We start from the raw sequence: 23,183 nt of genomic DNA on the forward strand, positions 1-23,183 counted from the left end.
CGGTGTGCTGCTCTTCCGACAGAACCTTGGTCATGTCGGTATCGATAAAGCCCGGTGCGATGCAGTTGACCGTGATGTTGCGGCTGCCGATCTCGCGGGCCAGCGCACGCGCCATGCCTTCGACCCCTGCCTTGGCGGCGGCGTAGTTGGCCTGGCCCGGGTTGCCGGCCGAGCCCACCACCGAGGTGATGTTGATGATGCGACCGCCGCGCGCCTTCATCATCGGGCGCAACACGGCACGCGACAATCGGAACACGGCCGAAAGGTTGGTATCGATGACCGATGCCCACTCGTCGTCCTTCATGCGCATCGCCAGGTTGTCCTGCGTGATGCCGGCATTGTTGACGAGGATGTTCAGGCCGCCGTGGGTCTTGATGGTCTCGTCGATGACGGCTTCGCAGCGCGCGGCGTCATTGACGTTGAGCACCACGCCCGCGCCCTTCACGCCGGCTTCGGCGAAGTACGCCGTGATGGCCTGCGCACCGGCCTCCGAGGTGGCCGTGCCGACCACCGTCGCGCCCTGGCGCGCCAGCTCCAGCGCAATCGCGCGGCCGATGCCCCGCGAAGCGCCGGTGACGAGCGCGACCTGGTTGTTCAATGCTTGCGTCATGCGAATTCCGTTATTTGAGTTGACCCAGCACGGCTTCAAGCGTTGCCGGATCGAAGATCGCGTCGCCGATGATATCGCCGTCGATGCGCTTGATCAGACCAGCCAGCACCTTGCCCGGGCCGCACTCGACCACGCGTGTGATGCCGTCTGCCTTCATCTTCTGGACGGTCTCGACCCAGCGCACCGGCGCTGCCGCCTGGCGCACCAGCGCATCCTTGATGGCGGCGGGATCGCTCACCACGGCCACGTCGACGTTGTTGATGACCGGGATAACCGGCGCGTTGACCGTCACATTGGCGAGGTATTCGCGCAGACGATCCGATGCCGGCTTGAGCAGCGACGAGTGGAACGGCGCCGACACCGGCAACGGCAGCGCGCGCTTGGCACCCTTGGCCTTGGCGATTTCGCAAGCGCGCTCGACGGCAGCCTTGGCACCGGCGATCACCACCTGGGCCGGTGCGTTGAAGTTCACGGCTTCGACCACGCCAGCCGCCGACGCTTCAGCGCAAGCGGCACGCACGTCATCGTCCGACAAGCCGAGGATCGCGGCCATGCCGCCCTCGCCCACCGGCACGGCTTCCTGCATCGCCTTGGCGCGAAAACGCACCAGCGGCACCGCATCCTTGAACGCGATGGCGCCCGCTGCCACCAGCGCAGAGTATTCGCCAAGGCTGTGACCAGCCACCACGGTCGGCACCGGGCCGCCCGCGGCCTGCCATGCGCGGTAGACCGCCACGGCGGCCGTCAGCATGACCGGCTGCGTGTTGGTGGTCAGGTTCAGCTCTTCAGCCGGGCCTTCGGCGATCAGCTTGCCGATATCCTGACCCAGCGCGTCGGACGCCTCGGCCAGCGTGGCCGCGACGGCCGGGTGATCGGCAAAGGCATTGAGCATGCCGACCGATTGCGAACCCTGGCCGGGAAAGACGAAAGCGAATGTCATGGCTCGTATGTTTGGTTCTGGAAATTCGTCGATCAGAAGCGCAGCAGCGCGGCGCCCCAGGTAAAGCCGCCGCCCACGCCTTCAAGCATCACGTGATGGCCGGGCTTGATGCGCCCGTCGCGCACCGCGACGTCCAAGGCCAGCGGAATCGACGCAGCCGACGTATTGCCGTGCTCGTCCACGGTCACCACCATGCGTTCATTGGGCAGGCCCAGCTTCTTGGCCGTACCCTGCATGATGCGGATGTTGGCCTGGTGCGGAATCAGCCAGTCGACCTGCGAGGCGTCGAGCTCGGCAGCGGCCAGCACTTCGCGCGCCACCTTGTCGAGCACATTCACCGCCAGCTTGAAGACGGCCTGACCATCCATGTACAGGAAGGCGCTGCCCTGGATCGCACCGGCGGCCACGTTGCCGGGCACGCACAGGATGTCGGCATGGCTGCCGTCGGCATGCAAGGCGGTCGACAGGATGCCGGGCTCGTCCGAGGCCTGCAGCACGACTGCACCAGCGCCGTCGCCGAACAGCACGCACGTCGTGCGGTCGTTGAAATCAAGGATGCGCGAGAAGACTTCCGAGCCGATCACCAGCACGTTGCGATACGCACCCGAGCGGATGAACTTGTCGGCCGTCGCCAGCGCGTACACGAAGCCAGAGCAAACCGCCTGCACATCGAACGCCGGGCACTTGTTCGATACGCCCAGCCTCTGCTGCACGAGGCATGCCGTGCTGGGGAACACAAAATCCGGTGTGGACGTGGCCACCAAGATCAGGTCGAGTTCGGAGCGGTCGATGCCTGCGGCTTCGATGGCGCGCTCGGCCGCCTTCACGGCGAGGTCACTGCACGCGACATCGGGCGCGGCGAAATGGCGCGCGCGGATGCCGCTGCGCGTCACGATCCATTCGTCGCTCGTCTCGATACCTTTCTCGGCCAGCTGGGCGGCCAGTTCGTCATTGGTAACCCGCTTGGGCGGCAGGTAACTGCCCGTACCGATGATCCTTGCGTAACGTGTCATATGCGGTGGGATGAATTCTGACTCGGGGGCAACGCGCTCAAGCAGCGTCGGCAGCCGGAGTGGAAGTGGGGGCAGGGGCAACAGCGGGCGCAGCAGCTACCGCATCGCCATGCGATTCGAACGCCTGCGCAATGCGGGCGATCACGCCGTTGGCCGCTGCGTCGTAGGCGCGCTTGATCGCCCATTCAAACGCGTAGGCATCAGCCGAACCGTGGCTCTTGATGACCAGGCCGCGCAGGCCGAGCAGCGCGGCGCCATTGTAACGCCGATGGTCCATGCGGCGCTTGAGGCTGACGATGACAGGCAGTGCCACCACAGCCAGCAGCTTGGTGAACCACGAGCGGCTGAACTCTTCGCGCAGCATCTCGCCGATCATCTTGGCGAGGCCTTCCGTGCTCTTGAGCGCCACGTTGCCGACAAAGCCGTCGCAGACGACGATGTCCGTGGTGCCCTTGAAGATGTCGTTGCCTTCAACGTTGCCGAAGAAGTTGAGGTCGGAGGCACGCAGCAGCTCACCGGCCTGCTTGACGACCTCGTTGCCCTTGATGACTTCTTCGCCGATGTTGAGCAGGCCGACCGTCGGGCGCGGCTTGTGCTCGACCACCGACACCATCGCCGAGGCCATCTGCGCGAACTGCAACAAGTGCTCGGGCTCGCAGTCGGCATTGGCGCCGAGGTCCAGCACCGTAGTGCCGGCGCCCTTCTCGTTCGGGATGGCGGTCGCGATGGCCGGGCGGTCGATGCCGTCCAGCGTCTTGAGAACGTAACGCGACACGGCCATCAGGGCGCCGGTGTTGCCGGCGGAAACGCACGCCTGAGCGGCGCCTTCCTTGACCTGATTGATGGCCACACGCATCGAAGAATCTTTCTTCTTGCGCAGCGCGACCTCGACCGGATCGTCCATCGACACCACCTCGGAGGCGGCAACGACGTGGATGCGGGGGTTCGCGGTGGCGTGGAGTCGTTTGAGCTGTGCCGCGATGGCATCGGGCTGCCCGACGAGCAGCATTTCGACGTCTTCGTGTGCGGCGAGAAAATGGATCGCTGCAGGGATCGTCACGCCAACGCCGTGATCGCCACCCATGCAGTCGATGGCAAGCTTGATGGTCATGCGAGTCTGAATTGCGGTTTCACGTGCGGCTCCGGCCGTTGGCGCGCGTAGGGTACACAACTCGGTGCATCATTTGATACGCGCTTTACCGGATTCCGTTCAGCAAAAAAGCGGCAAATTGGCTTGCCGCTTTTCTGTTTGCATCATGAACCTGTGCGTTCAGACCAACCCAACACGCTTGCCAGAGGACTGGCAAACCGCATCAGTCGTTCTTGGTCTTCACGACCTTGCGGCCGCGATAGTAGCCGTTCGGGCTCACGTGGTGACGCAGGTGGACTTCGCCCGTGGTCGGCTCGACAGCGGTCGGGGCCGAGGTGAGGAAGTCGTGCGAACGATGCATGCCGCGCTTGGACGGCGACTTCTTGTTTTGTTGAACAGCCATGACTGACTCCTAAGCAATTTGATCAATTTTATCACATCACACGGAGCCGGAGCGTAGCCATTCCGGTAGGCGTGTGAAACGTACTGCCATCAGCGCGCGCAACGCTTGCGTGCGCCTAATGTTTGGTCTTCAGGTTGGCCAGCACCGCGAACGGCGACGGCTTCTTTTCGGCTTCGACCTCTTCCGGCAAGACCTCGTCCGGACAGACTGCATGACGCGGCGACACCGGCAGCGCCAGCAGCAACTCGTCTTCAATCTGCGTGATCAGGTCGAAGCTGCGCGAGCCAACGATGACGTCTGCCTCGTCGTCGTCCAGCGGGGCCGCATCGGCTTCCGCCTCCGAACGCATGACTTCCAGGCACGTCTGCACCGGCAGCGGCTGTTCGTAGGCCTTCAGGCAACGCTGGCATTGCAGCCAGACCGCGCCCTGCACTTCCAGATCGACGAACAGCCGTTGACGGGTGGACTGACCTGCGGCGACGACTTCGTCGCGCACCGCGCCCTGCATCTGCCAACGGAACAACCCGTCGGCATCGGCCGGGGCATCGGCGGCCTGCTCGGCCAGCAGACGAGGCATGTCGGCCAGGCTGACCGTGCCGCTTACCTGCTCGCCACCGCGGATGAACGCGAAAAGATCGAATGCACGAAAATCCACTGATCGAACCCGTTAAGCGCGTTGCCGTGACCGCCCGAAAGCTTGAGTTGCGCCGCCCTGCAGCGCCTTCCACACCTTGCGCGAGGGCGCCCGGTTTGCGACACTGCGCGGCCAAACCGCGAAACGCGGGATTATACCGAGCGAAAACCGCTGGCGTCAAAGGGTTTTCGCACAAAATCCACTGCATCTTCAAGTACTTATGACCCACGCCACGCGCCCGCCGCTGATTCTCGCGTCCAGCTCGCCGTATCGCCGCGAACTGCTCGAACGCCTGCGCCTACCGTTCGAGATCGTGGTGCCGAACATCGACGAAACGCCCGCACCGGGCGAATCCCCCGATCAGACCGCACTGCGCCTGGCCCGACAGAAGGCGGAGAAGGTGGCCGCAGACCATCCGGGCGCGCTGGTGATCGGCTCCGACCAGGTCGCCACGCTCGACGGCAAGCAGGTCGGCAAGCCCGGCGACCATGCCCGCGCGCTGACCCAACTGCACTGGATGCGTGGCCGCACCGTCACATTCCACTCGGCGTTGTGCCTTTACGACGGCCGCAGCGGCCAACACCAGAGTGAAGATGTCCGCACGCTGGCGACGTTCCGCAACCTCTCCGACGAGGAACTGGACGCCTACCTGCATCTGGAGCACCCATACGACGTGGCCGGCAGCGCCAAGTCCGAGGGCCTCGGCATCGCCCTGCTCGAGCGCGTGGAATCGTCGGACCCGACCGCACTGGTCGGCCTGCCGCTGATCGCGCTGACCGGCATGCTGCGCAACGTGCACTACCCACTCTTCGCTTAAGCCATGGCCGGCACGCTCTACCTGATTCCGAACACGCTCGGCCTGCGCGACGCGGCCGACCCGCTGCCTGATGTGATCCCCGCAGGCGTACAGCAGATCACTGCGCGGCTCGATTACTTCGTCGCCGAGCACGCCAAAACGGCGCGCGCGCTACTCAAGAAGCTGGCGGAGACCACGCCGCTGGCGCGCCCGCTGCAGGAAATCACCATCCGCGAGCTGAACGTCAAGACGCCGGCATCCGAGTTGGAAGCGCTCCTGGCGCCGGTGATTGCCGGGCAGGATGCGGGGCTGATGTCGGAAGCCGGTGTGCCGGCGGTGGCCGATCCGGGCGCGAATCTCGTGCGCCTGGCGCATCGGCACGGCGTGCGCGTGAAACCGCTGGTGGGGCCCAGCTCGATCCTGCTGGCGGTGATGGCCTCGGGCCTGAACGGCCAGAGCTTCGCGTTCAACGGCTATCTGCCGGTCGATGCGGGCGAGCGGAAAACCAAGCTGCGCGCACTGGAACAGGCATCTCGCGCAGCGGGACAAACCCAGGTCTTCATCGAAACGCCCTATCGCAACGGCGCGCTGCTGGAAGCCATCCAGGCCGCCTGCGCGCCGGGCACGCTGCTGTCGATCGCGGTGGATCTGACGCTGCCCAGCGAGCAGGTCGTGACCCTGCCCGTGAGCGACTGGCGCGCCGACCGCATGGACTTGCACAAGCGGCCGGCCATCTTCTCGCTGCTGGCGCGCTGACGGCGCCAGGCGAGCGCCTTTATCCGTCCTACTGCTTCATCAGCAGCTTGAGCTCGCCGGTTGCGGCGAGCGCCTTCACGGCACCCGCGCCCATCGCCGTGCCGAGCTTGCGCGCCACGCGCGAGGCGATGTTTTCCTTGACCGTGTAATCGACCACGTCGGGCGCCTTGATGACGTTGCGCGCCACGAAATCCGCGCTGCCGACGCCATCGACCAGGCCCAGCTGGATGGCCTTGGCGCCAGTCCAGAACAAGCCGGTAAACAGCGTCGGATCGTCCTTCAGGCGGCTGCCCCGGCCCTGCTTGACCACGTCGATGAACTGCTGGTGCACCTCGTCGAGCATCTCCTGCGCGTACTGCTTCTGCTGCGTCGACACCGGCGAGAACGGATCGAGCATCCCCTTGTTGGAGCCGGCCGTCAGCAGGCGGCGCTCCACGCCCACCTTGTCCATCAACCCGGTAAAGCCGAAGCCATCCATCAGCACGCCGATCGAGCCGACGATGCTGGCCTTGTCGACGTAGATCTTGTCGGCGGCGGCGGCCACGTAGTAACCGCCCGAGGCGCACATCTCCTCGACCACCACGTACAGCGGGATGTTCTTGTACTTGGCGCGCAGGCGGCGGATGTCGTCGTTGATCATGCCCGCCTGCACCGGCGAGCCGCCCGGCGAGTTGATCTTGAGGATCACGCCGACCGTGTTGTCGTCGGCAAAGGCCGCTTCGAGCGACGCGTTGATGTTCTCGGCGCTGGCGTTCGTGCTGGCAGCGATCTCGCCGTCCAGCGTGACGAGCGCGGTATGGCGGCCGGTGCTGACGGTCTCGCCCTCCAGACTGGCGAAGGCGTAGACGATCAGGCCGATGATGCCCAGCGTCACGAAGCGGAAGAAGATGCGCCAGCGGCGCGCTGCACGTTGCTCGCGCACGGTTGCCAGCAGCACCTTTTCCAACACCTCACGCTCCCAGTTGCCAGACTGGGCGGACGCCGCTGGCTTGGGCTCAGGCGCAGCTGCGGCCGGCTCGCGCAGCTCGGCTTCGAGCGGATGGTCGGCCTGGCGGGCGACTTCCAGTTCGTCAGGCTTGCCAGCGCCCTCTTCCGGCGATTTCGGCGGGATCGAATCAGTCATGAACTAGGAGAGAAAAGAGTCGTTATGAGGCTGTCGGCGGCACCGGGCTCAGCAAAACCGGCATGCGAAACAGCGCATCCGGTTGCCACCAGACCTCGCCGTCGCGTTCCGCGACTTCCAGCTTGGACAGGTGCGCACCACGGCAGGGGCCACCCACGCAGCGCCCGGTGTCCGGCTCATAGATCGCGCCGTGCGTGGCGCACATCAGGTACAAGCCCGAGCTTTCAAAGAACTGGCCTTCCTGCCAGTCCATTTCCATCGGCACGTGGGCGCACTGGTTCAGATAGCCGTACACCACGCCAGCGTAGCGCACGACAAAACCGCCCACCGCCCGCCCGCGCACTTCGACGGAAAAACGCACGCCGAGGCCACCGTCTTCCAGCGCCGCCCCCGCGCAGATACGCACCGGCGCGATCGGCTCAGGCATGGTCGGCCAGCCAGCGATGCAGCTCGGCGACGGAGCTCGCGCAAAACAACGGCTCCAGCGCGTGCAGCACGTCGGCCGGGTGCGCGCCATAAGCGACTGCGACGCCCGCCGCACCGGCGTTGGCGGCCATCTGCAGGTCGTGCGTGGTGTCGCCGATCATCAGCGTGCGCTCCACCTCCATGCCCAGGTCGCTGGTCAGTTCCAGCAGCATGGCGGGGTGCGGCTTGGAGAAGGTCTCGTCCGCACAGCGCGTGTCGTCGAACATGCCGGTCAGGCCACTCACCTCCAGCGCCCGCTGCAGACCGACGCGCGACTTGCCCGTCGCCACCGCCAGCAGGTAGTGCTGTTGGCGCAGGGCCTCCAGCATCTCGCGCACGCCGGGGAACAGCACCAGCTGCGAATCGCGGCTCAGGTAGTGGAAGCGGTAGCGTTCTGCCAGCTTGCCGTAGTCGGCCGGGTCGAGCGTCGGGACGGCGTATTCGAGCGCGTCGCGCAAGCCCAGGCCGATCACGTGGCTGGCGTGCGCATCATCCGGCACAGGCAAGCCGAGGTCGCGGCAGGCCAGCTGAATCGACCGGGTGATGGCCGACGTCGAATCCATCAGGGTGCCGTCCCAGTCGAAGACGATCAGGTCAAAGCGCTGCTGGGGCATCGGAATCGGGGCTCTGGGGTTGGAAGGCGTTGAGGAACTCGGCGCATTCGGCCGGCAGCGGCGCATTGAACGTGACGATCTCGCCGCTCTGCGGATGCGTCAATTGCACACGGTGCGCATGCAGGAACATCCGCGCCAGCCGCGGCGAGGCGTTTGCGCGCGATAGCGCCTTGTTCAGCGCGAAATCGCCGTATTTGTCATCACCAAGAATCGGGAAGCCGGCGTGCGCCAGGTGCACGCGGATCTGGTGCGTGCGGCCGGTCTTCAACTCGGCTTCCAGCAGCGTGTACGGCCCGAACACCCCAACCTTGTTGAAAATCGTGTGCGATGGCTGCCCATCGGCCTGCACGCGCACGCGGCGTTCGCCCTCGGGCGTGGTGAATTTGTGCAACGGCGCCTTGATGTGCTGGCGCTTGTGCGGCCAGACACCCTTCACCGCGGCAAAGTAGCGCTTGTCGAGCTGGCCTTCGCGGATCTGCTCGTGCAGCGCCACCAGCGCCGAGCGCTTCTTGGCCAGCAGCAGCACGCCGGAAGTCTCGCGGTCGAGCCGGTGCACCAGTTCAAGGAATTTGGCTTCCGGACGCGACTGGCGTAACTGCTCGATCACCCCAAACGCCACGCCGGAGCCGCCATGCACGGCCACGCCGGCCGGCTTGTCGATCACCAACAGGTGCGTATCTTCATGGAGGATCGTGAACTCCGCCGCTGGCACGGCGCGCTGCGCTTCGGTCTGCTGCGCGACACGAAGCGGCGGGATCCGCACCAGATCGCCGAGCTTCAGGCGGTATTCCGCATCGATGCGGCCCTTGTTCACGCGCACCTCGCCCGAGCGCAGGATGCGGTAGATATGACTCTTGGGCACGCCCTTGGCCAGGCGCATCAGGAAGTTGTCGATGCGCTGCCCTTCGGCGTCATCGCCAATTTCTACATAGGCGACCGATTTGCCATCAAGTGCGTCACGTACCGCCTCTTGAATGCGGCCATCAAATGGATGGCGTAACTCATTCATTTTCAATATAATTTTCTCGCTGGACAGTCGTACAAGCGCCAGCAAGAGCCGGTCGGGACGAAACAACAGGTATTGTACACAGCCACCGTTTCTGACCGGAACGTGCCGCGCCCCCGCCCACTTGTGTTACAAAGCTAAACACGTGGCCGGACAACCGGCACGACAAAAGCAGCACGCACCGCTGTCCCATCGCGCAGGACGTGAACCAAAGATCACGTCGGCAAGATCGGCCAGCGTAGAACGAGCAGCTGGTAGAACAGAATTCAAGGCGGGCGCCACATGGTTTATCCATACGGCGCCCGCTTGGTGAAAGAAGCCCTTGCCGCACCAAAGTTGGTGCCGGCCGGCTGAGTATCCGGTTACCGCGTTGCCATGGCGGTCCGGCGGCAAAACTCTAACAAGCAGCACGCCGCCCGATTCGCCCGCCGCGGGTTTCGTCCGGACAGGCCGCGTCGTCAACTCGCTCTTTGTGGTCGCTTCACGCGACTCGCCGCCGCTGGCCCGCCCGCACAACGCGCTGGGCTCACGGCGCGAGTGCCAGGACGCGAAAGAGCGCGCAGAACCGCGCCCGCGAACTCCGCCCTGCACCCGTGACGCCCTCATTTCTTTCGCCCGCGCCCCGTCGCGCCGTCTTTTTCGGCCGACACTCCGGCAATTCTTTGACCACCCGCTCCGCCTTTGCGTGCTCCATGAAGCGCCGTGCTTGCACGGCATTGGAGTGAGGTTGCAATGAAACGCATGTTGTTCAATGCGACGCAGCAAGAAGAGTTGCGCGTCGCCATTGTCGATGGTCAGAAACTGATCGACATCGACATCGAAACTGCCGGGCGCGAACAGCGCAAAGGCAACATCTACAAGGGTGTCATCACCCGCATCGAACCGTCGCTGGAAGCGTGCTTCGTCAATTACGGCGAAGAGCGGCACGGTTTCCTCCCCTTCAAGGAAGTCGCCCGCGCCTTTTTCAAGGCCGGTGTGGACGTGCGCACCGCGCGCATCCAGGACGCCCTGTCGGAAGGTCAGGAACTGATCGTCCAGGTCGAGAAGGAAGAGCGTGGCAACAAGGGCGCTGCCCTGACCACCTTCATCTCGCTGGCCGGCCGCTACCTGGTGCTGATGCCGAACAACCCGCGCGGCGGCGGCGTGTCGCGCCGCATCGAGGGCGAAGACCGCCAGGAACTGCGCGAAACCATGGCGCAGCTGGAAGTGCCGGATGGCATGAGCATCATCGCCCGCACCGCCGGCATCGGCCGCTCGGCCGAAGAGCTGCAGTGGGACTTGAACTACCTGATGCAGTTGTGGAAGGCCGTTGACGGCGCCGCCGTCGATAACAAGGCCCCGCTGCTGATCTATCTCGAATCCAGCCTGGTGATCCGCGCCATCCGCGATTACTTCCAGCCGGATATCGGTGAAATCCTGATCGATACGGACGACATCTACGATCAGGCCCGCGCCTTCATGAGCGTGGTGATGCCCGACAACATGAATCGGGTGAAGAAGTACCGCGACGACGTGCCCCTGTTCTCGCGCTTCCAGATCGAACACCAGATCGAATCGGCCTACTCGCGCATGGTGATGCTGCCCTCGGGCGGCGCCATTGTGATCGACCACACCGAGGCGCTGGTCGCCGTCGACGTGAACTCGGCGCGCGCCACCAAGGGCGCCGACATCGAGGAAACCGCGCTGCGCACCAACCTCGAAGCCGCCGACGAGATCGCCCGCCAGCTGCGCCTGCGCGACCTGGGCGGCCTGATCGTGATCGACTTCATCGACATGGAGGCCAGCAAGGCCCAGAAGGACGTCGAGACCCGCCTGAAAGACGCGCTGCGCCACGACCGCGCCCGCGTGCAGATGGGCAAGATCAGCCGCTTCGGCCTGATGGAGCTGTCGCGCCAGCGCCTGCGTCCGTCGCTGTCGGAGGGCTCGCACGTCACCTGCCCGCGCTGTAACGGCACGGGCCACATCCGCGATACCGAATCGTCCGCCCTGCAGGTGCTGCGCATCATCCAGGAAGAGGCGATGAAGGAAAACACCGCCGCGATCCACTGCCAGGTGCCGGTGGAAGTGGCTGCGTTCCTGCTCAACGAGAAGCGCCCGGACATCAACCTGATCGAGACGCGCTTCAAGGTCAACGTGCTGTTGATCCCGAACAAGCATCTGGAGACGCCGCACTACAAGCTCGAGCGCCTGCGCCACGACGATCCGCGCCTGGACGAGACCAAGGCCAGCTACAAGATGGCCGAGGAAGCCGCCAAGGAACTGGAAGCCGACACCGCCTACAGCACCCGCAAGGAAGCCGCCAAGCCGCGCCAGGAAGCTGCCGTCAAGGGCATCACGCCGGAACAGCCGGCCCCCGTGTCGGTGCCGCGCGCCGAGCGTCCGGCCCGCACCGAGGCCGCCCCGGCTCCGCAAGCACCGGCACCGGTGCCTGCCCAGGGTGGTTTCGTGTCCTGGCTGAAGTCGCTGTTTGGCGGCAAGCCGGCCGAGCCGGTGGTGGCTGCGCCGGTCGAAGCACCGAAGCAGCGCGCTGAAGACGCCGGCCGCCAAGGGCGTGGCGCCCGCCAGGACCGCGGTGGCCGTGGCCAGCGTGGCGAACGTGCTGAGCGTGGTGAACGTCTGGGCCAAGGCGGCCGTGATGGTCAACGCCAAGGCCAAGGCCGTGAGGGCCGCGAAGGCGGTCGCACTGAAGGCCGTGAAGGCCAAGCCCCGCGCGAAGGCCAGCGTGATGGCCAACGCGGTGGCCGCGACCGCAGCCGCCAACCGGCCCAGGTCGAGGGTGCCGCGCGCGAAACCACCGAGGCCCGCCAGCCGCAGCAAGGCCAGGAAGCCCGCGAAGGGCAAGGCCGCCGCGAACGCAACCAGGAACGCCGCGAGCGTCAACCCCGTGAGGGCCGTGAAGGTCGCGAGCCGCGCGAGGGTCGTGAAAGCCGCGAACCGCGCGAAGGCCGCGAGCGCGAGCAGCAAGCCAACGAAGCCGCTGCCGTGGCCGCCGAAGGCCTGATCGACCAGACCGCCGCGCCGCAAGTGCCGCAAACCCCGCTCGACACCACCGCCCCTGCGGAAGTCGATACGGTGGAAGGCGCTGCACCGGGTGCCGAAGGCAATGGTGAAGGCGAAGAGCGCCGCCGCCGTGGCCGTCGTGGCCGCAACCGCTATCGCCGCGACCGCGAGGGTGGCGAGCAAGGCGTGCGCGCAGAAGGTGAAGGCGAAGGCGAAACCGAAGTGGAAGGCGAGCAGGACGTGCAAGCCACTGCCCCGGTGGAGGCTGAAGTCGCCGCTGCTCCGCAGCAGGCTCCGGTCCAGCAACCGGTCGAGCCAGTGGTGACCGAAGCGGTTGCTCCGGTGATCGCCCAGCCGGTCGAGCCGGTGCAACCGGTCCAGACCGCTGAACCGGTCGTGACCGCTGCCGCCGCCGTGGTGGAAGCCGCGCCGCAAGCCATTGCCGCGGCAATGGCCGAAGTGCCGGCACCTGCCCCGGTCAGCGCCGTGGCCAAGGCCGCACCGCTGCCGATCGAGACGCTGCAGCACGTGGTGACCGACGTCGGCATGACCTGGGTCCACACGGACGCGCAGAAGCTGCAAGCCTCGCAGGAAGAAGCGGCCCGTGCCGTGACGCCGCCGCGGGTGCCGCGCGAGCGCAAGCCGCTGCCGCCGATCCAGCAGGGTCCGATGATCCTGGTCGAGACCGGCAGCCCGGTGGGCGGTGCCGACCAGCAATAAGCGACGACCCCGGCGGGCAACCGCCGGCGCATTGCCAGAGGGCGGCTTCGGCCGCCCTTTTTCCTATGCACAGCACACCATGCCGAGCCAGCGTCACCCCGCCTGAACCGAGGGGGTGCGCTACACTCGAAGCTGTATACAGCGCGCAGCGCACTCACTCGCCGTATCGGCCGCCCGCCTGCGCGGCATCCCATTCATGACCGAAACCGTCATCCCCCTCATCGACCTGCGCGACGGCCAGCACCATCGCGCCACGGTGCCCGCCGTGCCGGACATGCTCGTCCCGGCACAAGGCAGGCTGGCAGACACGCGCGGCCGGCGCCTGCACGACCTGCGCATCTCGGTGACGGACCGCTGCAACTTCCGCTGCGTCTACTGCATGCCGAAGGATGTGTTCGACAAGGACTACCGCTTCCTGCGGCACAGCGAGCTGCTGTCGTTCGAGGAGATCGAGCGCACGGTGCGGCTGTTCATCGAGCACGGCGTCGAGAAGATCCGCCTGACCGGCGGCGAGCCGCTCCTGCGCAAGGACATCGAGCGCCTGGTCGAAATGCTCGCGCGCCTGACCACCCTCGACGGCAAGCCGCTGGACCTCACGCTCACCACCAACGGCGCCCTGCTCGCCCGCAAGGCGCAGTCGCTCAAGGACGCCGGCCTGAACCGCGTGACGGTGAGTCTCGATGCCATCGACGACACCGTCTTCCGCCGCATGAATGACGTCGACTTTGCCGTGGACGAGGTCCTGCACGGCATCGAGGTCGCGCAGCAAGTGGGCCTGGCGCCGCTGAAGGTCAACATGGTGGTCAAGAAAGGCGACAACGACGACCAGCTCGTGCCGATGGCGCGCCACTTCCGAGGCAGCGGCATCATCCTGCGCTTCATCGAATACATGGACGTGGGTGAAACCAACCATTGGGACATGACGTCGGTGGTGCCGTCGGCCGAAGTCATCCAACGGCTGTCGGCCGAATTCCCGCTCGAGCCGCTGTCGTCCAACTACACCGGCGAGACCGCCGAGCGCTGGCGCTATGCCGATGGCGCGGGCGAGATCGGCGTGATCTCCAGCGTCACGCACGCGTTCTGCCACGACTGCACGCGCGCGCGGCTGTCCACGGAAGGCAAGCTCTACCTGTGCCTGTTCGCCACCGAGGGCTTCGACCTGCGGACCCTGCTGCGCAACGGCACGACCGATCTGGAGCTGTCCAACGTCATCCGCGCCATCTGGCAGGGGCGCACGGACCGCTACTCCGAGCTGCGCGCCAGCGGCCAGGCCCACCCGGCCGGCCGGCGCATCGAAATGTCCTACATCGGCGGCTGACGGCCGCCCACGCTTTCTCATGATTCCGACTTCCGACATCACCGGCCTGATCCTGGCCGGCGGCCGGGGCAGCCGCATGGGCGGCGTCGACAAGGGCCTGCAAGTGTTCCAGGGCGCGCCGATGGCGATGCATACGCTGATGCGCCTGTCGCCGCAGGTCGGCCACGTGCTGATCAACGCCAACCGCAACCTCGCCGCATATGAGTCGTTCGGGGTGCCGGTGGTGGTGGATTCCATGCCCGACTTTGCCGGGCCGCTGGCGGGCATCCTGGCCGGGTTGGAGCAGTGCCAGACGCCCTACCTGCTGACCGCGCCGTGCGATTCGCCGTTCGTGCCGACCGACCTCGCTGCCCGGCTGGGCGCGGCGCTGGTGGAAGCCAACGCCCGCATCGCCATGCCGGTCACGCTGGAACCGGATGACGCGGGTCAACTCCGCCGCCAGGTGCAGCCGGTATTCTGTCTGCTCGACGCGTCGCTCGCCGACGACCTGACCGTCTACCTGCAAGGCGGCGGCCGCAAGATCGACGCCTGGACCGCGCGGCACCCGATGGTCGAAGTGCTCTTCGACGACGCGGCTGCCTTCGCCAACATCAACACCCTGGCCGAACTGCGCCAGCTTGCCGAGCGCCGCTAGAGCGCCGAGCCGATCCCCTCACTGACATGACCACCCTCGCCTCCGTCGTCTCCTGCCTGTCCGACTACGACCCGAACGCGCTGCCCGTGGCGCAAGCGCAAACCATCATGCGCGACTTCGTGCAGCCGGTCTCGGGCGTTGCGCGCGTGCCGATCCGCAGCGCGCTCGACCGTGTGCTGGCCGAGGACGTGCTGTCGGGCATCGACGTGCCCTCGCACGACAACTCGGCGATGGACGGCTTCGCCTTCGCCAGCGCGGAACTGTCGCGCGGTGATGGCGAGGTGGTACTGCGCGTGATCGGCACCGCGTACGCGGGCGTCGCCTTCGACGGCACGCCCGGCCCCGGCGACGCGGTGCGCGTGATGACCGGCGCCGTCATGCCGGCTGGCTGCGACACGGTGATCCCGCAGGAATTCACGCAGGGCGATGAAGCGAGCGTGCGCTTCGCCCACGATGCCGTGCGCGCCGGTGACAACCGCCGCCTGCGCGGCGAAGACCTCGCCCGCGGCAGCGCGGCACTCACCGCCGGCCGCATCCTCCGCCCCGCCGATATCGGCCTGCTCGCCTCGCTCGGCATCGCCGAAGTGTCGGTACGCCGCAAGCTGCGCGTCGCGTTCTTCTCCACCGGCGATGAGCTGCGTTCCATCGGTGAACCGCTCGACGCCGGCTGCGTGTACGACTCGAACCGCTACACGCTGCACGGCATGCTCACACGCCTGGGCGTGGAGCTGATCGACATGGGCGTGGTGCGCGACGACCCGGCGGCACTCGAAGCCGCCTTCCGCACCGCTGCGGAAAACGCCGACGCGATCATCACCTCGGGCGGCGTGTCGGTCGGCGAGGCCGATTTCACCAAGCAGATGATGGCCCAGCTCGGCGACGTGACGTTCTGGAAGATCGCCATGCGCCCGGGGCGGCCGATGGCGTTCGGCCGCATCGCATCGAACGGCCGCAGTGCGTTCCTGTTCGGGCTGCCGGGCAACCCGGTGGCGGTGATGGTGACGTTCTACCACTTCGTGCGCGGCGCGCTACTGCGCATGATGGGCGCGACCGAGACTGGCGCGCCGCTGGTGCCCGCCATCAGCGTGGCGCCGATCCGCAAGCGACCGGGGCGCACGGAGTATCAGCGCGGCATCGCAACGCTCAACGGCAGCGGCCAACTGGAGGTACGACTGACCGGCCAGCAAGGCTCCGGCGTGCTGCGTTCCATGAGTGAGGCGAATTGCTTTGTCGTACTCGCCCACGAGCAGGCGCAGGTCAATGCGGGCGACGCGGTGCAGATCCTGCTGTTCGACGGGCTGGTCTGAGCAACGGCTGAGACCCCACACCTTTGGCACATTGACGCGGCCCAATCCAGTGCGGGCGCGGCCCGCGCGACCCTTACGCTACCCGCAACACCGCATGTTGTCGGTTTTTTGCGTCACCCCCGGAGCGCGGGTATCGGCGCCACGGTCGATTCGATACACTCTGCGCCAGTTTGATTGTTTCGGATTTGCTTGACGCCATGATGACCAAGGAGATTGCCTACCTCCACCCGGCCCACACCGCCCGCGCGCTGGTGCTGGTGTATCTCTGCTTCTCGTTGCCCGTGGTGGGGTTGTTCCTGTTCGTCGGCTTTGTCCGCTATGGCGAGCTGCCGACCATCGTGGTGCTGAGCGGGCTGATCCTCAACGCGCTGCTCGGCTTCGGTGCGCTCTGGCTCGCCTGCCACGCCTACAACTGGGTCGCCGAACGCTTTGGCGGCATCGAGATCCGGCTCAAGGACATGCCCGACGAAGCGGCCTGACCGGCAGCCTCGGCATCACCCACGAAAAAGGGGCGGGAATTTCCGCCCCTTCGTTCATTCTGCGTCGGCTTCGTCATCCGTCGCTTCGGTAGGTAGCGCCGCTTCCAGCCCCAGCACCGCCTGCGCCGAATCGGTCGGCAACGCCTCCACCGCCTTGAGCTTGCGGTTCATCTGGCGGGTGCGCACCTCGGCCTGCTCGATGTTGCTGACCGCACGTTCGAGCGTCTTCTTGGTCGCGGCCAACACGTCGCCGAACTTGCCGAACTCGCTCTTGACCGCGCCCAGCACCTGCCAGACCTCGCTGGAACGCTTCTCCAGTGCCAGCGTACGGAAGCCCATCTGCAGGCTGTTCAGGATGGCCGTGAGCGTGGTCGGCCCGGCAATCGTCACGCGGAACTTGCGCTGCAGATCGTCGGTCAGGCCGGGGCGGCGCAGCACCTCGGCGTAAAGCCCTTCGGTCGGCAGGAACAGGATCGCAAAGTCGGTGGTGGCCGGCGGTGCGATGTACTTCTCGTGGATGGTCTGCGCTTCCTTGCGGACCGCCGATTCCAGTTCGCGGCTTGCGGCAGCAGCGGCCTCCGCGTCCGCACGTTCCTGCGCATCGAGCAACCGCTCGTACTGCTCCTTCGGGAACTTGGCGTCGATCGGCAGCCAGACGGTCGCGTCGTGGTCCGCGTCGGTCTTGCCGGGCAGGCGGATGGCGAATTCCACCCGCGCGCCGGTGCCCTGCACGGTCTCGACGTTCTTGTCGTATTGCTCGGGTGTAAGCATCTGCTCCAGCAGCATCTCCAACTGAACCTCGCCCCAGGTGCCGCGCGTCTTCACGTTGGTCAGCACCTTCTTCAGGTCCCCCACGCCCTGCGCCAGCGCCTGCATCTCGCCCAGGCCACGGTGCACCTGCTCCAGCCGGTCGGACACCAGCTTGAACGATTCGCCCAGGCGTTGCTCGAGCGTCGCGTGCAGTTTCTCGTCGACGGTGCGGCGCATCTCGTCGAGCTTGGTGGCGTTGTTGGCTTCGATGTCCTTGAGCCTCTGTTCCAGCGTCGCGCGCACTTCGGCCAGGCGGCGTTCGTTGCCCTCGGCCAGCTGCGCGAGCTGCTGCTGCATGCCCTCGCCGAAACGGCGCAGCGCGCTGCCCTGCTCCTCGCGGGCCTGCTGCGCTTGCTGCATCAGGTTCTGGCGCACCGCCTCCAGCTGCTGGGTGTTCGATTCGGTCAGCTTGGTGAGCTGCTGGGCGAAGGTGTCGATCTGGTTGTTCTGCAGCGTGGCGACGCTGGTCAGCTGCGTGGCCAGCATCTGCTGGAACTGGCCGAGCTGCTGCGTCACGTCGCTGCGGCCGATGCGCGCGGTCTCGGCAATCTCGCCGCGCAGTTCGCGTTCGATGCGCTCGTTGCCGCGTATGAGCTCATCGCGTAGCGCCGCCAGAATCGGCGAGACGTCATTGGCCGCCGGACGCGACACACCGCGCCAGATCAGGCCGCACAGTACGGCCACCACGGCCACGCCCAGCAAGGTCAGTAAAGCCATCCAATCCATACGTGTGTTCGATCTCGATCAGGCGGAGGTGCGCGGCACCGCCAGCGCATCCGGGTTCAACAGGTTGGGCGGCTGCCCGGCGCGCGGGCCGAAGCCAAGCGCGGCAATCAGGTTGTCTGCCGCCAGGTTGGCCATGCCCAGGCGCGTGCCATGCGTGGCGCTGGCGATGTGCGGCGTGAGCGCGACGTGTTCGGCCTCCAGCAGCGCCGGATGCACCTTGGGCTCGCCCTCGTACACGTCCAGGCCGGCCGCGAAGATGCGCTGCTCGGCCAGCGCCTGCGCGAGCGCCGCGTCGTCGACGATGCCGCCGCGCGCGAGGTTGACCAGCGTCGCCGTCGGCTTCATCTGCGCCAGTTCGGCCGCGCCGATGGCGTGGTGGCTGTCCTGAGAATACGGCAGCACCAGCACGAGGTGATCAGCCTGCGCCAGCAGTTCGTCCTTGCTGACATAGGTGGCGCGGGTGTCCTGTTCGACCTCGGGCGCGAGGCGGCTGCGGTTGTGATAGATCACGCGCATCGAGAACCCGCTTGCGCGCCGCGCCAGGGCCTGGCCGATGCGGCCCATGCCGAGGATGCCCAGCGTGCTGCCGTACACTTCGGCGCCGAGGAACATGTCGTAGGTCCAGCGCTTCCAGTGACCATCACGCAGCCAGCGCTCGGATTCCGGTACGCGGCGCGCGGCAGCCATCAGCAGCGCCCAGCCAAAGTCTGCTGTGGTCTCGGTCAGGATATCCGGCGTGTTGGTGGCGACGATGCCGGCGCGCGTCATCGCCGGCAGGTCCAGGTTGTTGTAGCCGACGGCCATGTTGGCGACCGCGCGCAGCGTTGGCACGCGGGCGATCAGGTCGGCGTTGATGGCGTCTGCCGCATTGGCGAGCAGGCCCACGCGCCCTTGCAGGCGCTCGGCCAGCGCTTCGGGCGGGTAGACCACGTCAGCCTGGTTGTCGACCACGTCGAAGGTCTCGCGCAGGCGCTCCAGCACTTCGGGAAACATCGCGCGGGTGACTAGGATTCCGGGTTTCATAAGCGGCTCGAGGTCCGTTCGATTAACGGAAGAAGATGAAGGTCATGAGCACGAAGATCGGCACCAGGATGCCGACCGACCACAGCATGTAACCGAAGAAGCTTGGCATCTGCAAACCGCGGCTCTCGGCGATGGCCTTGACCATCAAGTTGGGCGCGTTGCCGATGTAGGTGTTGGCGCCCATGAACACGGCCGCGGCCGAGATGGCGGCCAGCGTGGCGGCGCCCTCGGTCATCAGCATCTTGGCGTCGCCGCCGGCGGTGTTGAAGAACACGAGATAGGTCGGCGCGTTGTCGAGGAAGGACGACAGCAGGCCCGTCGCCCAGAAGTACATGGCGTTGTTCGGTTGCCCAGCGCTGTCGTTCACGAGATGCACGATGGCCGCGAACGGGCCATCCACGCCGGCCTTGAGCATGGCGATGACCGGCCCGATCGTGATGAAGATGCCGGCGAACAGCTTGCCGACCTCCAGGATCGGCTCCCAGTTGAATTCGTTGCCACTGCGCGCGCTGTCGGGCGTGAGCCACAAGGACAGCAACGCAATCACCACCAGCCCGATGTCGCGCACCACGTTCTGTAGCAGCACCTCGGTGCCCATCACGTCGAAGACAATGCCCGGCTTCCACAGCCCGCTCATCAGCACGAGACCGAGGATGCCCGCCAGCAGCACAAAGTTGACGTTGCCCTCGAAGCGCAGCGGACCGGCTTCGTCCGGCGTGGCGTCGGTGATGTTGGGCAACTCCTCCTTGCCCGTGTGATAGAAGTAGCTGTCGACGGCGAAGAAGATCGCCAGCAGCAGCACCCACATCATCAGCGTCTCGCGCCAGAGATACTTGGCGGTCCAGAAGAAATCGACGCCCTGCAAGAAGCCCAGGAACAGCGGCGGATCGCCCAGCGGCGTGAGCGCCCCGCCGGCGTTGGCCACGAGGAAAATGAAGAACACCACCACGTGCGAGCGATGGCGGCGCGCATCGTTTGCGCGCAAGAGCGGACGGATCAGCAGCATGGCCGCGCCGGTCGTCCCCATGATGCTGGCCAGGCCGGTGCCCAGCGCGATCAGGCCGGTATTGAGCTTGGGCGTGCCGTGGATGTTGCCGCGGATGCAGATGCCGCCGGCCACCACGTACAGCGCGGCGATCAGGGCGATGAAGGGGATGTACTCGCCAAGCGCGGCATGCACGACCGAGGCGATCGCCGCATGCCCGCCGAACGCCAGGCCGAACGGCACCAGCAACACCAGCGCCCACGCCGCCGCGATCTTGCCGTAGTGGTCGTGCCAGAGCTTGGGTGCCAGCAACGGCGCAATCGCGATCGACAGCAGAATGCCCGCGAACGGCACGCCCCACCACAACGACAGCTCGGCGCCATTCACGTCAGCGGCATACGCCGCACTCCCGAACAGCAGAAAGACGAGGGGCCAGAGGCGTTTCACAGGGGCGTTCTCCTAAACGTCAACGTTCGGCACAAAACAACCGTGCCGAACGGATAAAGACGCCAGTGTAAACGCCCAGGCTGGTTTCGACGCTCAGATGCCCGCGACTACGATGACATGCACGCGATACGGCCCGTGCGCCCCCAGCACGATGGTCTGCTCGATATCGCCGGTGCGTGACGGACCGCTGATGACGTTGGTCGCGCGCGGCAGCTCGCCCCGCTCCGCGCGCATCAGCGCATAGGCGGCTTCCAGGTCCGCCACGATGCGCGAGCGCGGCACCACGGCGATATGCGTCTCGGGCAGCAGCGCGGTGGAGGCAACATTCTCCGGCCCCGACAGCAGCATCAGCGAGCCGGTCTCGGCAATCGCGCAGAAGCAGCCAGTGATGCCGACCAGATCGCCGTGGTCATGGTCGGCCGCGGGCTCGCGCACGGGCGGGCGGAATTCGACGCTCAGGCCGGCGGCGGTCCAGTCGAGCGATTGCAGCGTGGTCCACGCCACGGCACGCGGCGTCAGGTTCAGGCCGGCCAGGTAGCGCGCGGCGGCGGCGGGCACGTCGGCCAGCGCATCCACGGTCTCCAGCGTCGACGCCATCTTCTGCGCCTGCTCGATGAAATGCGCGGTCAGGTCCTCCGGCACCGGCGGGCGCGGGCCGGCCGGGTGGCGCGCCACATAGTCGGCCACCGCATCGTGCTCGCCCTGGGTCGGCTGGTCCGGCCGATGCTGGGCGTTGCGGATGCGCGCGAAGATGGCGTCGCGTGCGCGGGTGGTGTCGAGCGGGTCGGCAGGGGTGTCCGGTCGTGTGTCCATGGCGGCTCCGAGAGGTCGGTCGATTATACGAGCCGACCGCGCGGCGATCGCGGCCCGCCCGCGCCGGACAGTTGAAAGTTATTGCGCGACCGGCTGAGCGTTATTGCACGCCAAAGACCTGCTTCAGGTAGGTCAGGTAGGCCGGGTCGTCGCACATGGTCTTCTCGGGCGCGTCCGACAGCTTGGCGACCGGCTGGCCGTTGCAGCGGACCATCTTGATGACGATCTGCAGCGGCGTGTAACCCAGATCGTTGGTCAGGTTGGTGCCGACGCCGAAGGCCAGCTTGCAGCGGCCATGGAAGCGCTCGTACAGGCCGATGACCTTGGGCATGTCCAGGCTATCGGAAAAGATCAGCGCCTTGGACTGCGGCTCGACGCGCAACTCGTCGTAGTGCTTGAGCATGCGCTCGCCCCACTCGAACGGGTCGCCGGAGTCGTGCCGTACGCCATCGAAGAGCTTGCAGAAGAACATGTCGAAATCGCGCAGGAAGGCATCGAAACCGTAGGTGTCCGACAGCGCGATGCCGAGGTCGCCGCGGTATTCGCGAGCCCAGGTCTCCAGCGCGAAGGTCTGGGAATCGCGCAGGCGCGGGCCCAGTGCCTGGCACGCCTGCAGGTATTCGTGCGCCATGGTGCCCAGCGGCGTCATGTTGTGCTTCATGGCGAAGTGCACATTGCTGGTGCCGGCGTACTGGCTGCCGAGCTGCGTGCGCGTTTCCATCAGCACATGCTCGTGCCAGGTGTGCGAGAAGCGGCGGCGCGTGCCGTAATCAGCGATGCGACAGTCCTCCAGGCCGGGGCGCATCAACGAGCCGAGCTTGTCGGTCAGCCGGCGCTTGCCCTCGTCCCATTGCGGGTGGCTCTGCGTGCGGCTGAAGTACACCTCGTTGACGATGGCCAGCACCGGCACCTCGAACATGATGGTGTGCAGCCACGGCCCGCTGATGATGATCTCGATCTGCCCGTCGTTGGACTGCGCTGGCCGGATGTCGACGTACTTCTCGTTCAGGTGAAACAGGCCGAGAAAGTCGACGAAATCGCTCTTGATGAAACGCAGGCCGCGCAGGTAGTTCAGCTCCGCCTCGGTGAAGCGCAGCGAGCACAACTGCTGGATTTCCGCGCGGATTTCCTCGATGTACGGCACTAGGTCGACGCCGGCGTTGCGGCACTTGAAGCGGTATTCAACGTGCGCAGCCGGAAAGTGATGCAGCACCACCTGCATCATGGTGAACTTGTACAGATCGGTGTCGAGCAGCGAGCGGATGATCATCGGGACTACGCCAAAGCCACATGGATGGCCGCCATGCTAACCGAAGCCCCGCCGGGCGACTTGGGCTGGCACGGAAAATCCCGCGCAAAACGCGGTTTCCGGCCCCACGTGCGGACGGAAAACCCCTTGATTCCGCTATAATTTCTGGTTTCCGACCGGATTTTTGCACCATGGAAGCAGAACGCCTCAATGCCATCCAGA

22 protein-coding genes and 1 pseudogene are annotated in these 23,183 nt (G+C 66.2%); 7 read left to right on the top strand and 16 right to left on the bottom strand.

Annotation, left to right across the window (positions count from 1 at the left end):
• From fabG to QZ609_RS12080, 6 genes and pseudogenes are all read right to left on the bottom strand, one after another.
• The coding region (gene fabG, locus QZ609_RS12055; protein WP_295494681.1) for a 3-oxoacyl-ACP reductase FabG at nt 1-610 on the bottom strand (610 nt) is incomplete at its 3' end.
• 10 nt (nt 611-620) lie between these two features.
• A complete protein-coding gene (gene fabD, locus QZ609_RS12060; RefSeq protein ID WP_295494684.1) occupies nt 621-1,550 on the bottom strand; it encodes an ACP S-malonyltransferase in 930 nt (309 codons plus the stop codon).
• 32 nt (nt 1,551-1,582) lie between these two features.
• A complete protein-coding gene (locus tag QZ609_RS12065) occupies nt 1,583-2,563 on the bottom strand; it encodes a beta-ketoacyl-ACP synthase III (RefSeq protein ID WP_295494687.1) in 981 nt (326 codons plus the stop codon).
• A 118-nt stretch (nt 2,564-2,681) separates the two neighbouring features.
• A pseudogene (plsX, locus tag QZ609_RS12070) lies at nt 2,682-3,674 on the bottom strand (phosphate acyltransferase PlsX); the annotation flags it as partial.
• A gap of 202 nt (nt 3,675-3,876) precedes the next feature.
• Nucleotides 3,877-4,056 carry a 50S ribosomal protein L32 gene (rpmF, locus tag QZ609_RS12075; protein ID WP_295494693.1) on the bottom strand — a complete coding sequence of 60 codons (180 nt, stop codon included), beginning with the start codon at nt 4,054-4,056 and terminating at the stop codon, nt 3,877-3,879.
• A gap of 115 nt (nt 4,057-4,171) precedes the next feature.
• Complete coding sequence (locus QZ609_RS12080) at nt 4,172-4,711, bottom strand: YceD family protein (RefSeq protein ID WP_295494696.1); 540 nt, start codon at nt 4,709-4,711, stop codon at nt 4,172-4,174.
• A 199-nt stretch (nt 4,712-4,910) separates the two neighbouring features.
• Here QZ609_RS12080 and QZ609_RS12085 point away from each other — a divergent pair, with 199 nt between their 5' ends.
• Nucleotides 4,911-5,507 carry a Maf-like protein gene (locus tag QZ609_RS12085; RefSeq protein ID WP_295494699.1) on the top strand — a complete coding sequence of 199 codons (597 nt, stop codon included), beginning with the start codon at nt 4,911-4,913 and terminating at the stop codon, nt 5,505-5,507.
• Between the two features lie 3 nt (nt 5,508-5,510).
• Nucleotides 5,511-6,242, top strand: a complete 732-nt coding sequence (locus QZ609_RS12090) for an SAM-dependent methyltransferase (protein WP_295494702.1) — start codon at nt 5,511-5,513, stop codon at nt 6,240-6,242.
• Nucleotides 6,243-6,270: 28 nt separating this feature from the next.
• Here the strand turns inward: QZ609_RS12090 and QZ609_RS12095 are convergent, their stop codons facing one another.
• From QZ609_RS12095 to QZ609_RS12110, 4 genes are read right to left on the bottom strand one after another with little or no spacing between them, the layout of a single operon-like run.
• Nucleotides 6,271-7,365: a S49 family peptidase gene (locus QZ609_RS12095; protein ID WP_295494705.1), complete on the bottom strand. Its 1,095-nt coding sequence runs from the start codon at nt 7,363-7,365 to the stop codon at nt 6,271-6,273.
• A gap of 22 nt (nt 7,366-7,387) precedes the next feature.
• Complete coding sequence (locus QZ609_RS12100; RefSeq protein WP_295494708.1) at nt 7,388-7,792, bottom strand: Rieske 2Fe-2S domain-containing protein; 405 nt, start codon at nt 7,790-7,792, stop codon at nt 7,388-7,390.
• Nucleotides 7,785-8,444 (bottom strand): HAD-IA family hydrolase, encoded by a 660-nt coding sequence (locus QZ609_RS12105; protein ID WP_295494710.1) that lies wholly within the window; start codon nt 8,442-8,444, stop codon nt 7,785-7,787. The genes QZ609_RS12100 and QZ609_RS12105 overlap by 8 nt, the downstream gene beginning before the upstream one ends.
• Nucleotides 8,425-9,453 carry an RluA family pseudouridine synthase gene (locus tag QZ609_RS12110; RefSeq protein WP_295494713.1) on the bottom strand — a complete coding sequence of 343 codons (1,029 nt, stop codon included), beginning with the start codon at nt 9,451-9,453 and terminating at the stop codon, nt 8,425-8,427. Before QZ609_RS12110 ends, QZ609_RS12105 begins: the two co-directional genes overlap by 20 nt.
• 729 nt (nt 9,454-10,182) lie before the next feature.
• On the opposite strand from QZ609_RS12110, the gene QZ609_RS12115 reads away from it, so the two are divergent.
• From QZ609_RS12115 to QZ609_RS12135, 5 genes are all read left to right on the top strand, one after another.
• Nucleotides 10,183-13,170, top strand: a complete 2,988-nt coding sequence (locus QZ609_RS12115) for an Rne/Rng family ribonuclease (protein WP_295494716.1) — start codon at nt 10,183-10,185, stop codon at nt 13,168-13,170.
• 196 nt (nt 13,171-13,366) lie between these two features.
• Nucleotides 13,367-14,488 carry a GTP 3',8-cyclase MoaA gene (moaA, locus tag QZ609_RS12120; RefSeq protein WP_295494719.1) on the top strand — a complete coding sequence of 374 codons (1,122 nt, stop codon included), beginning with the start codon at nt 13,367-13,369 and terminating at the stop codon, nt 14,486-14,488.
• Nucleotides 14,489-14,507: 19 nt separating this feature from the next.
• The gene (mobA, locus tag QZ609_RS12125) at nt 14,508-15,122 is read left to right on the top strand and encodes a molybdenum cofactor guanylyltransferase MobA (protein ID WP_295494721.1); all 615 of its coding nucleotides are present in this window, start codon (nt 14,508-14,510) and stop codon (nt 15,120-15,122) included.
• 26 nt (nt 15,123-15,148) lie between these two features.
• The gene (glp, locus tag QZ609_RS12130) at nt 15,149-16,429 is read left to right on the top strand and encodes a gephyrin-like molybdotransferase Glp (protein WP_295494723.1); all 1,281 of its coding nucleotides are present in this window, start codon (nt 15,149-15,151) and stop codon (nt 16,427-16,429) included.
• Between the two features lie 197 nt (nt 16,430-16,626).
• Nucleotides 16,627-16,908, top strand: coding sequence for a hypothetical protein (locus QZ609_RS12135; protein ID WP_295494728.1), 282 nt, complete (start codon nt 16,627-16,629; stop codon nt 16,906-16,908).
• A gap of 54 nt (nt 16,909-16,962) precedes the next feature.
• On the opposite strand, the gene QZ609_RS12140 is transcribed toward QZ609_RS12135, so the two are convergent.
• The 6 genes from QZ609_RS12140 to QZ609_RS12165 form a co-directional block, all read right to left on the bottom strand.
• Nucleotides 16,963-18,444 carry a DNA recombination protein RmuC gene (locus tag QZ609_RS12140; RefSeq protein WP_295494730.1) on the bottom strand — a complete coding sequence of 494 codons (1,482 nt, stop codon included), beginning with the start codon at nt 18,442-18,444 and terminating at the stop codon, nt 16,963-16,965.
• Between the two features lie 18 nt (nt 18,445-18,462).
• Entirely contained in the window at nt 18,463-19,467 is a 1,005-nt protein-coding gene (locus tag QZ609_RS12145) for a D-glycerate dehydrogenase (RefSeq protein WP_295494733.1), read from the bottom strand.
• A gap of 22 nt (nt 19,468-19,489) precedes the next feature.
• Nucleotides 19,490-20,899, bottom strand: coding sequence for a sodium:proton antiporter (locus tag QZ609_RS12150; protein WP_295494736.1), 1,410 nt, complete (start codon nt 20,897-20,899; stop codon nt 19,490-19,492).
• A gap of 93 nt (nt 20,900-20,992) precedes the next feature.
• Nucleotides 20,993-21,712, bottom strand: a complete 720-nt coding sequence (locus QZ609_RS12155) for a lactate utilization protein C (RefSeq protein WP_295494739.1) — start codon at nt 21,710-21,712, stop codon at nt 20,993-20,995.
• A 100-nt stretch (nt 21,713-21,812) separates the two neighbouring features.
• Entirely contained in the window at nt 21,813-22,982 is a 1,170-nt protein-coding gene (pncB, locus tag QZ609_RS12160) for a nicotinate phosphoribosyltransferase (protein ID WP_295494742.1), read from the bottom strand.
• 5 nt (nt 22,983-22,987) lie between these two features.
• Nucleotides 22,988-23,183, bottom strand: a 196-nt coding sequence (locus QZ609_RS12165) for a hypothetical protein (RefSeq protein ID WP_295494745.1), incomplete at its 5' end; no start/stop codon positions are given.

Origin of the sequence: uncultured Ralstonia sp., from assembly GCA_913056305.1 — a bacterium.
Classification (GTDB): Bacteria; Pseudomonadota; Gammaproteobacteria; order Burkholderiales; family Burkholderiaceae; genus Ralstonia.

Coding starts and splice junctions, on each gene's coding strand:
- QZ609_RS12090 (WP_295494702.1), top strand. CDS start 5,511: ATGGCCGGCACGCTCTACCTGATTCCGAACACGCTCGGCCTGCGCGAC.
- QZ609_RS12100 (WP_295494708.1), bottom strand. CDS start 7,792: ATGCCTGAGCCGATCGCGCCGGTGCGTATCTGCGCGGGGGCGGCGCTG.
- QZ609_RS12095 (WP_295494705.1), bottom strand. CDS start 7,365: ATGACTGATTCGATCCCGCCGAAATCGCCGGAAGAGGGCGCTGGCAAG.
- glp (WP_295494723.1), top strand. CDS start 15,149: ATGACCACCCTCGCCTCCGTCGTCTCCTGCCTGTCCGACTACGACCCG.
- pncB (WP_295494742.1), bottom strand. CDS start 22,982: ATGATCATCCGCTCGCTGCTCGACACCGATCTGTACAAGTTCACCATG.
- QZ609_RS12115 (WP_295494716.1), top strand. CDS start 10,183: ATGAAACGCATGTTGTTCAATGCGACGCAGCAAGAAGAGTTGCGCGTC.
- mobA (WP_295494721.1), top strand. CDS start 14,508: ATGATTCCGACTTCCGACATCACCGGCCTGATCCTGGCCGGCGGCCGG.
- QZ609_RS12145 (WP_295494733.1), bottom strand. CDS start 19,467: ATGAAACCCGGAATCCTAGTCACCCGCGCGATGTTTCCCGAAGTGCTG.
- moaA (WP_295494719.1), top strand. CDS start 13,367: ATGACCGAAACCGTCATCCCCCTCATCGACCTGCGCGACGGCCAGCAC.
- QZ609_RS12085 (WP_295494699.1), top strand. CDS start 4,911: ATGACCCACGCCACGCGCCCGCCGCTGATTCTCGCGTCCAGCTCGCCG.
- QZ609_RS12140 (WP_295494730.1), bottom strand. CDS start 18,444: ATGGATTGGATGGCTTTACTGACCTTGCTGGGCGTGGCCGTGGTGGCC.
- rpmF (WP_295494693.1), bottom strand. CDS start 4,056: ATGGCTGTTCAACAAAACAAGAAGTCGCCGTCCAAGCGCGGCATGCAT.
- QZ609_RS12105 (WP_295494710.1), bottom strand. CDS start 8,444: ATGCCCCAGCAGCGCTTTGACCTGATCGTCTTCGACTGGGACGGCACC.
- QZ609_RS12155 (WP_295494739.1), bottom strand. CDS start 21,712: ATGGACACACGACCGGACACCCCTGCCGACCCGCTCGACACCACCCGC.
- fabD (WP_295494684.1), bottom strand. CDS start 1,550: ATGACATTCGCTTTCGTCTTTCCCGGCCAGGGTTCGCAATCGGTCGGC.
- QZ609_RS12065 (WP_295494687.1), bottom strand. CDS start 2,563: ATGACACGTTACGCAAGGATCATCGGTACGGGCAGTTACCTGCCGCCC.
- QZ609_RS12110 (WP_295494713.1), bottom strand. CDS start 9,453: ATGAATGAGTTACGCCATCCATTTGATGGCCGCATTCAAGAGGCGGTA.
- QZ609_RS12135 (WP_295494728.1), top strand. CDS start 16,627: ATGATGACCAAGGAGATTGCCTACCTCCACCCGGCCCACACCGCCCGC.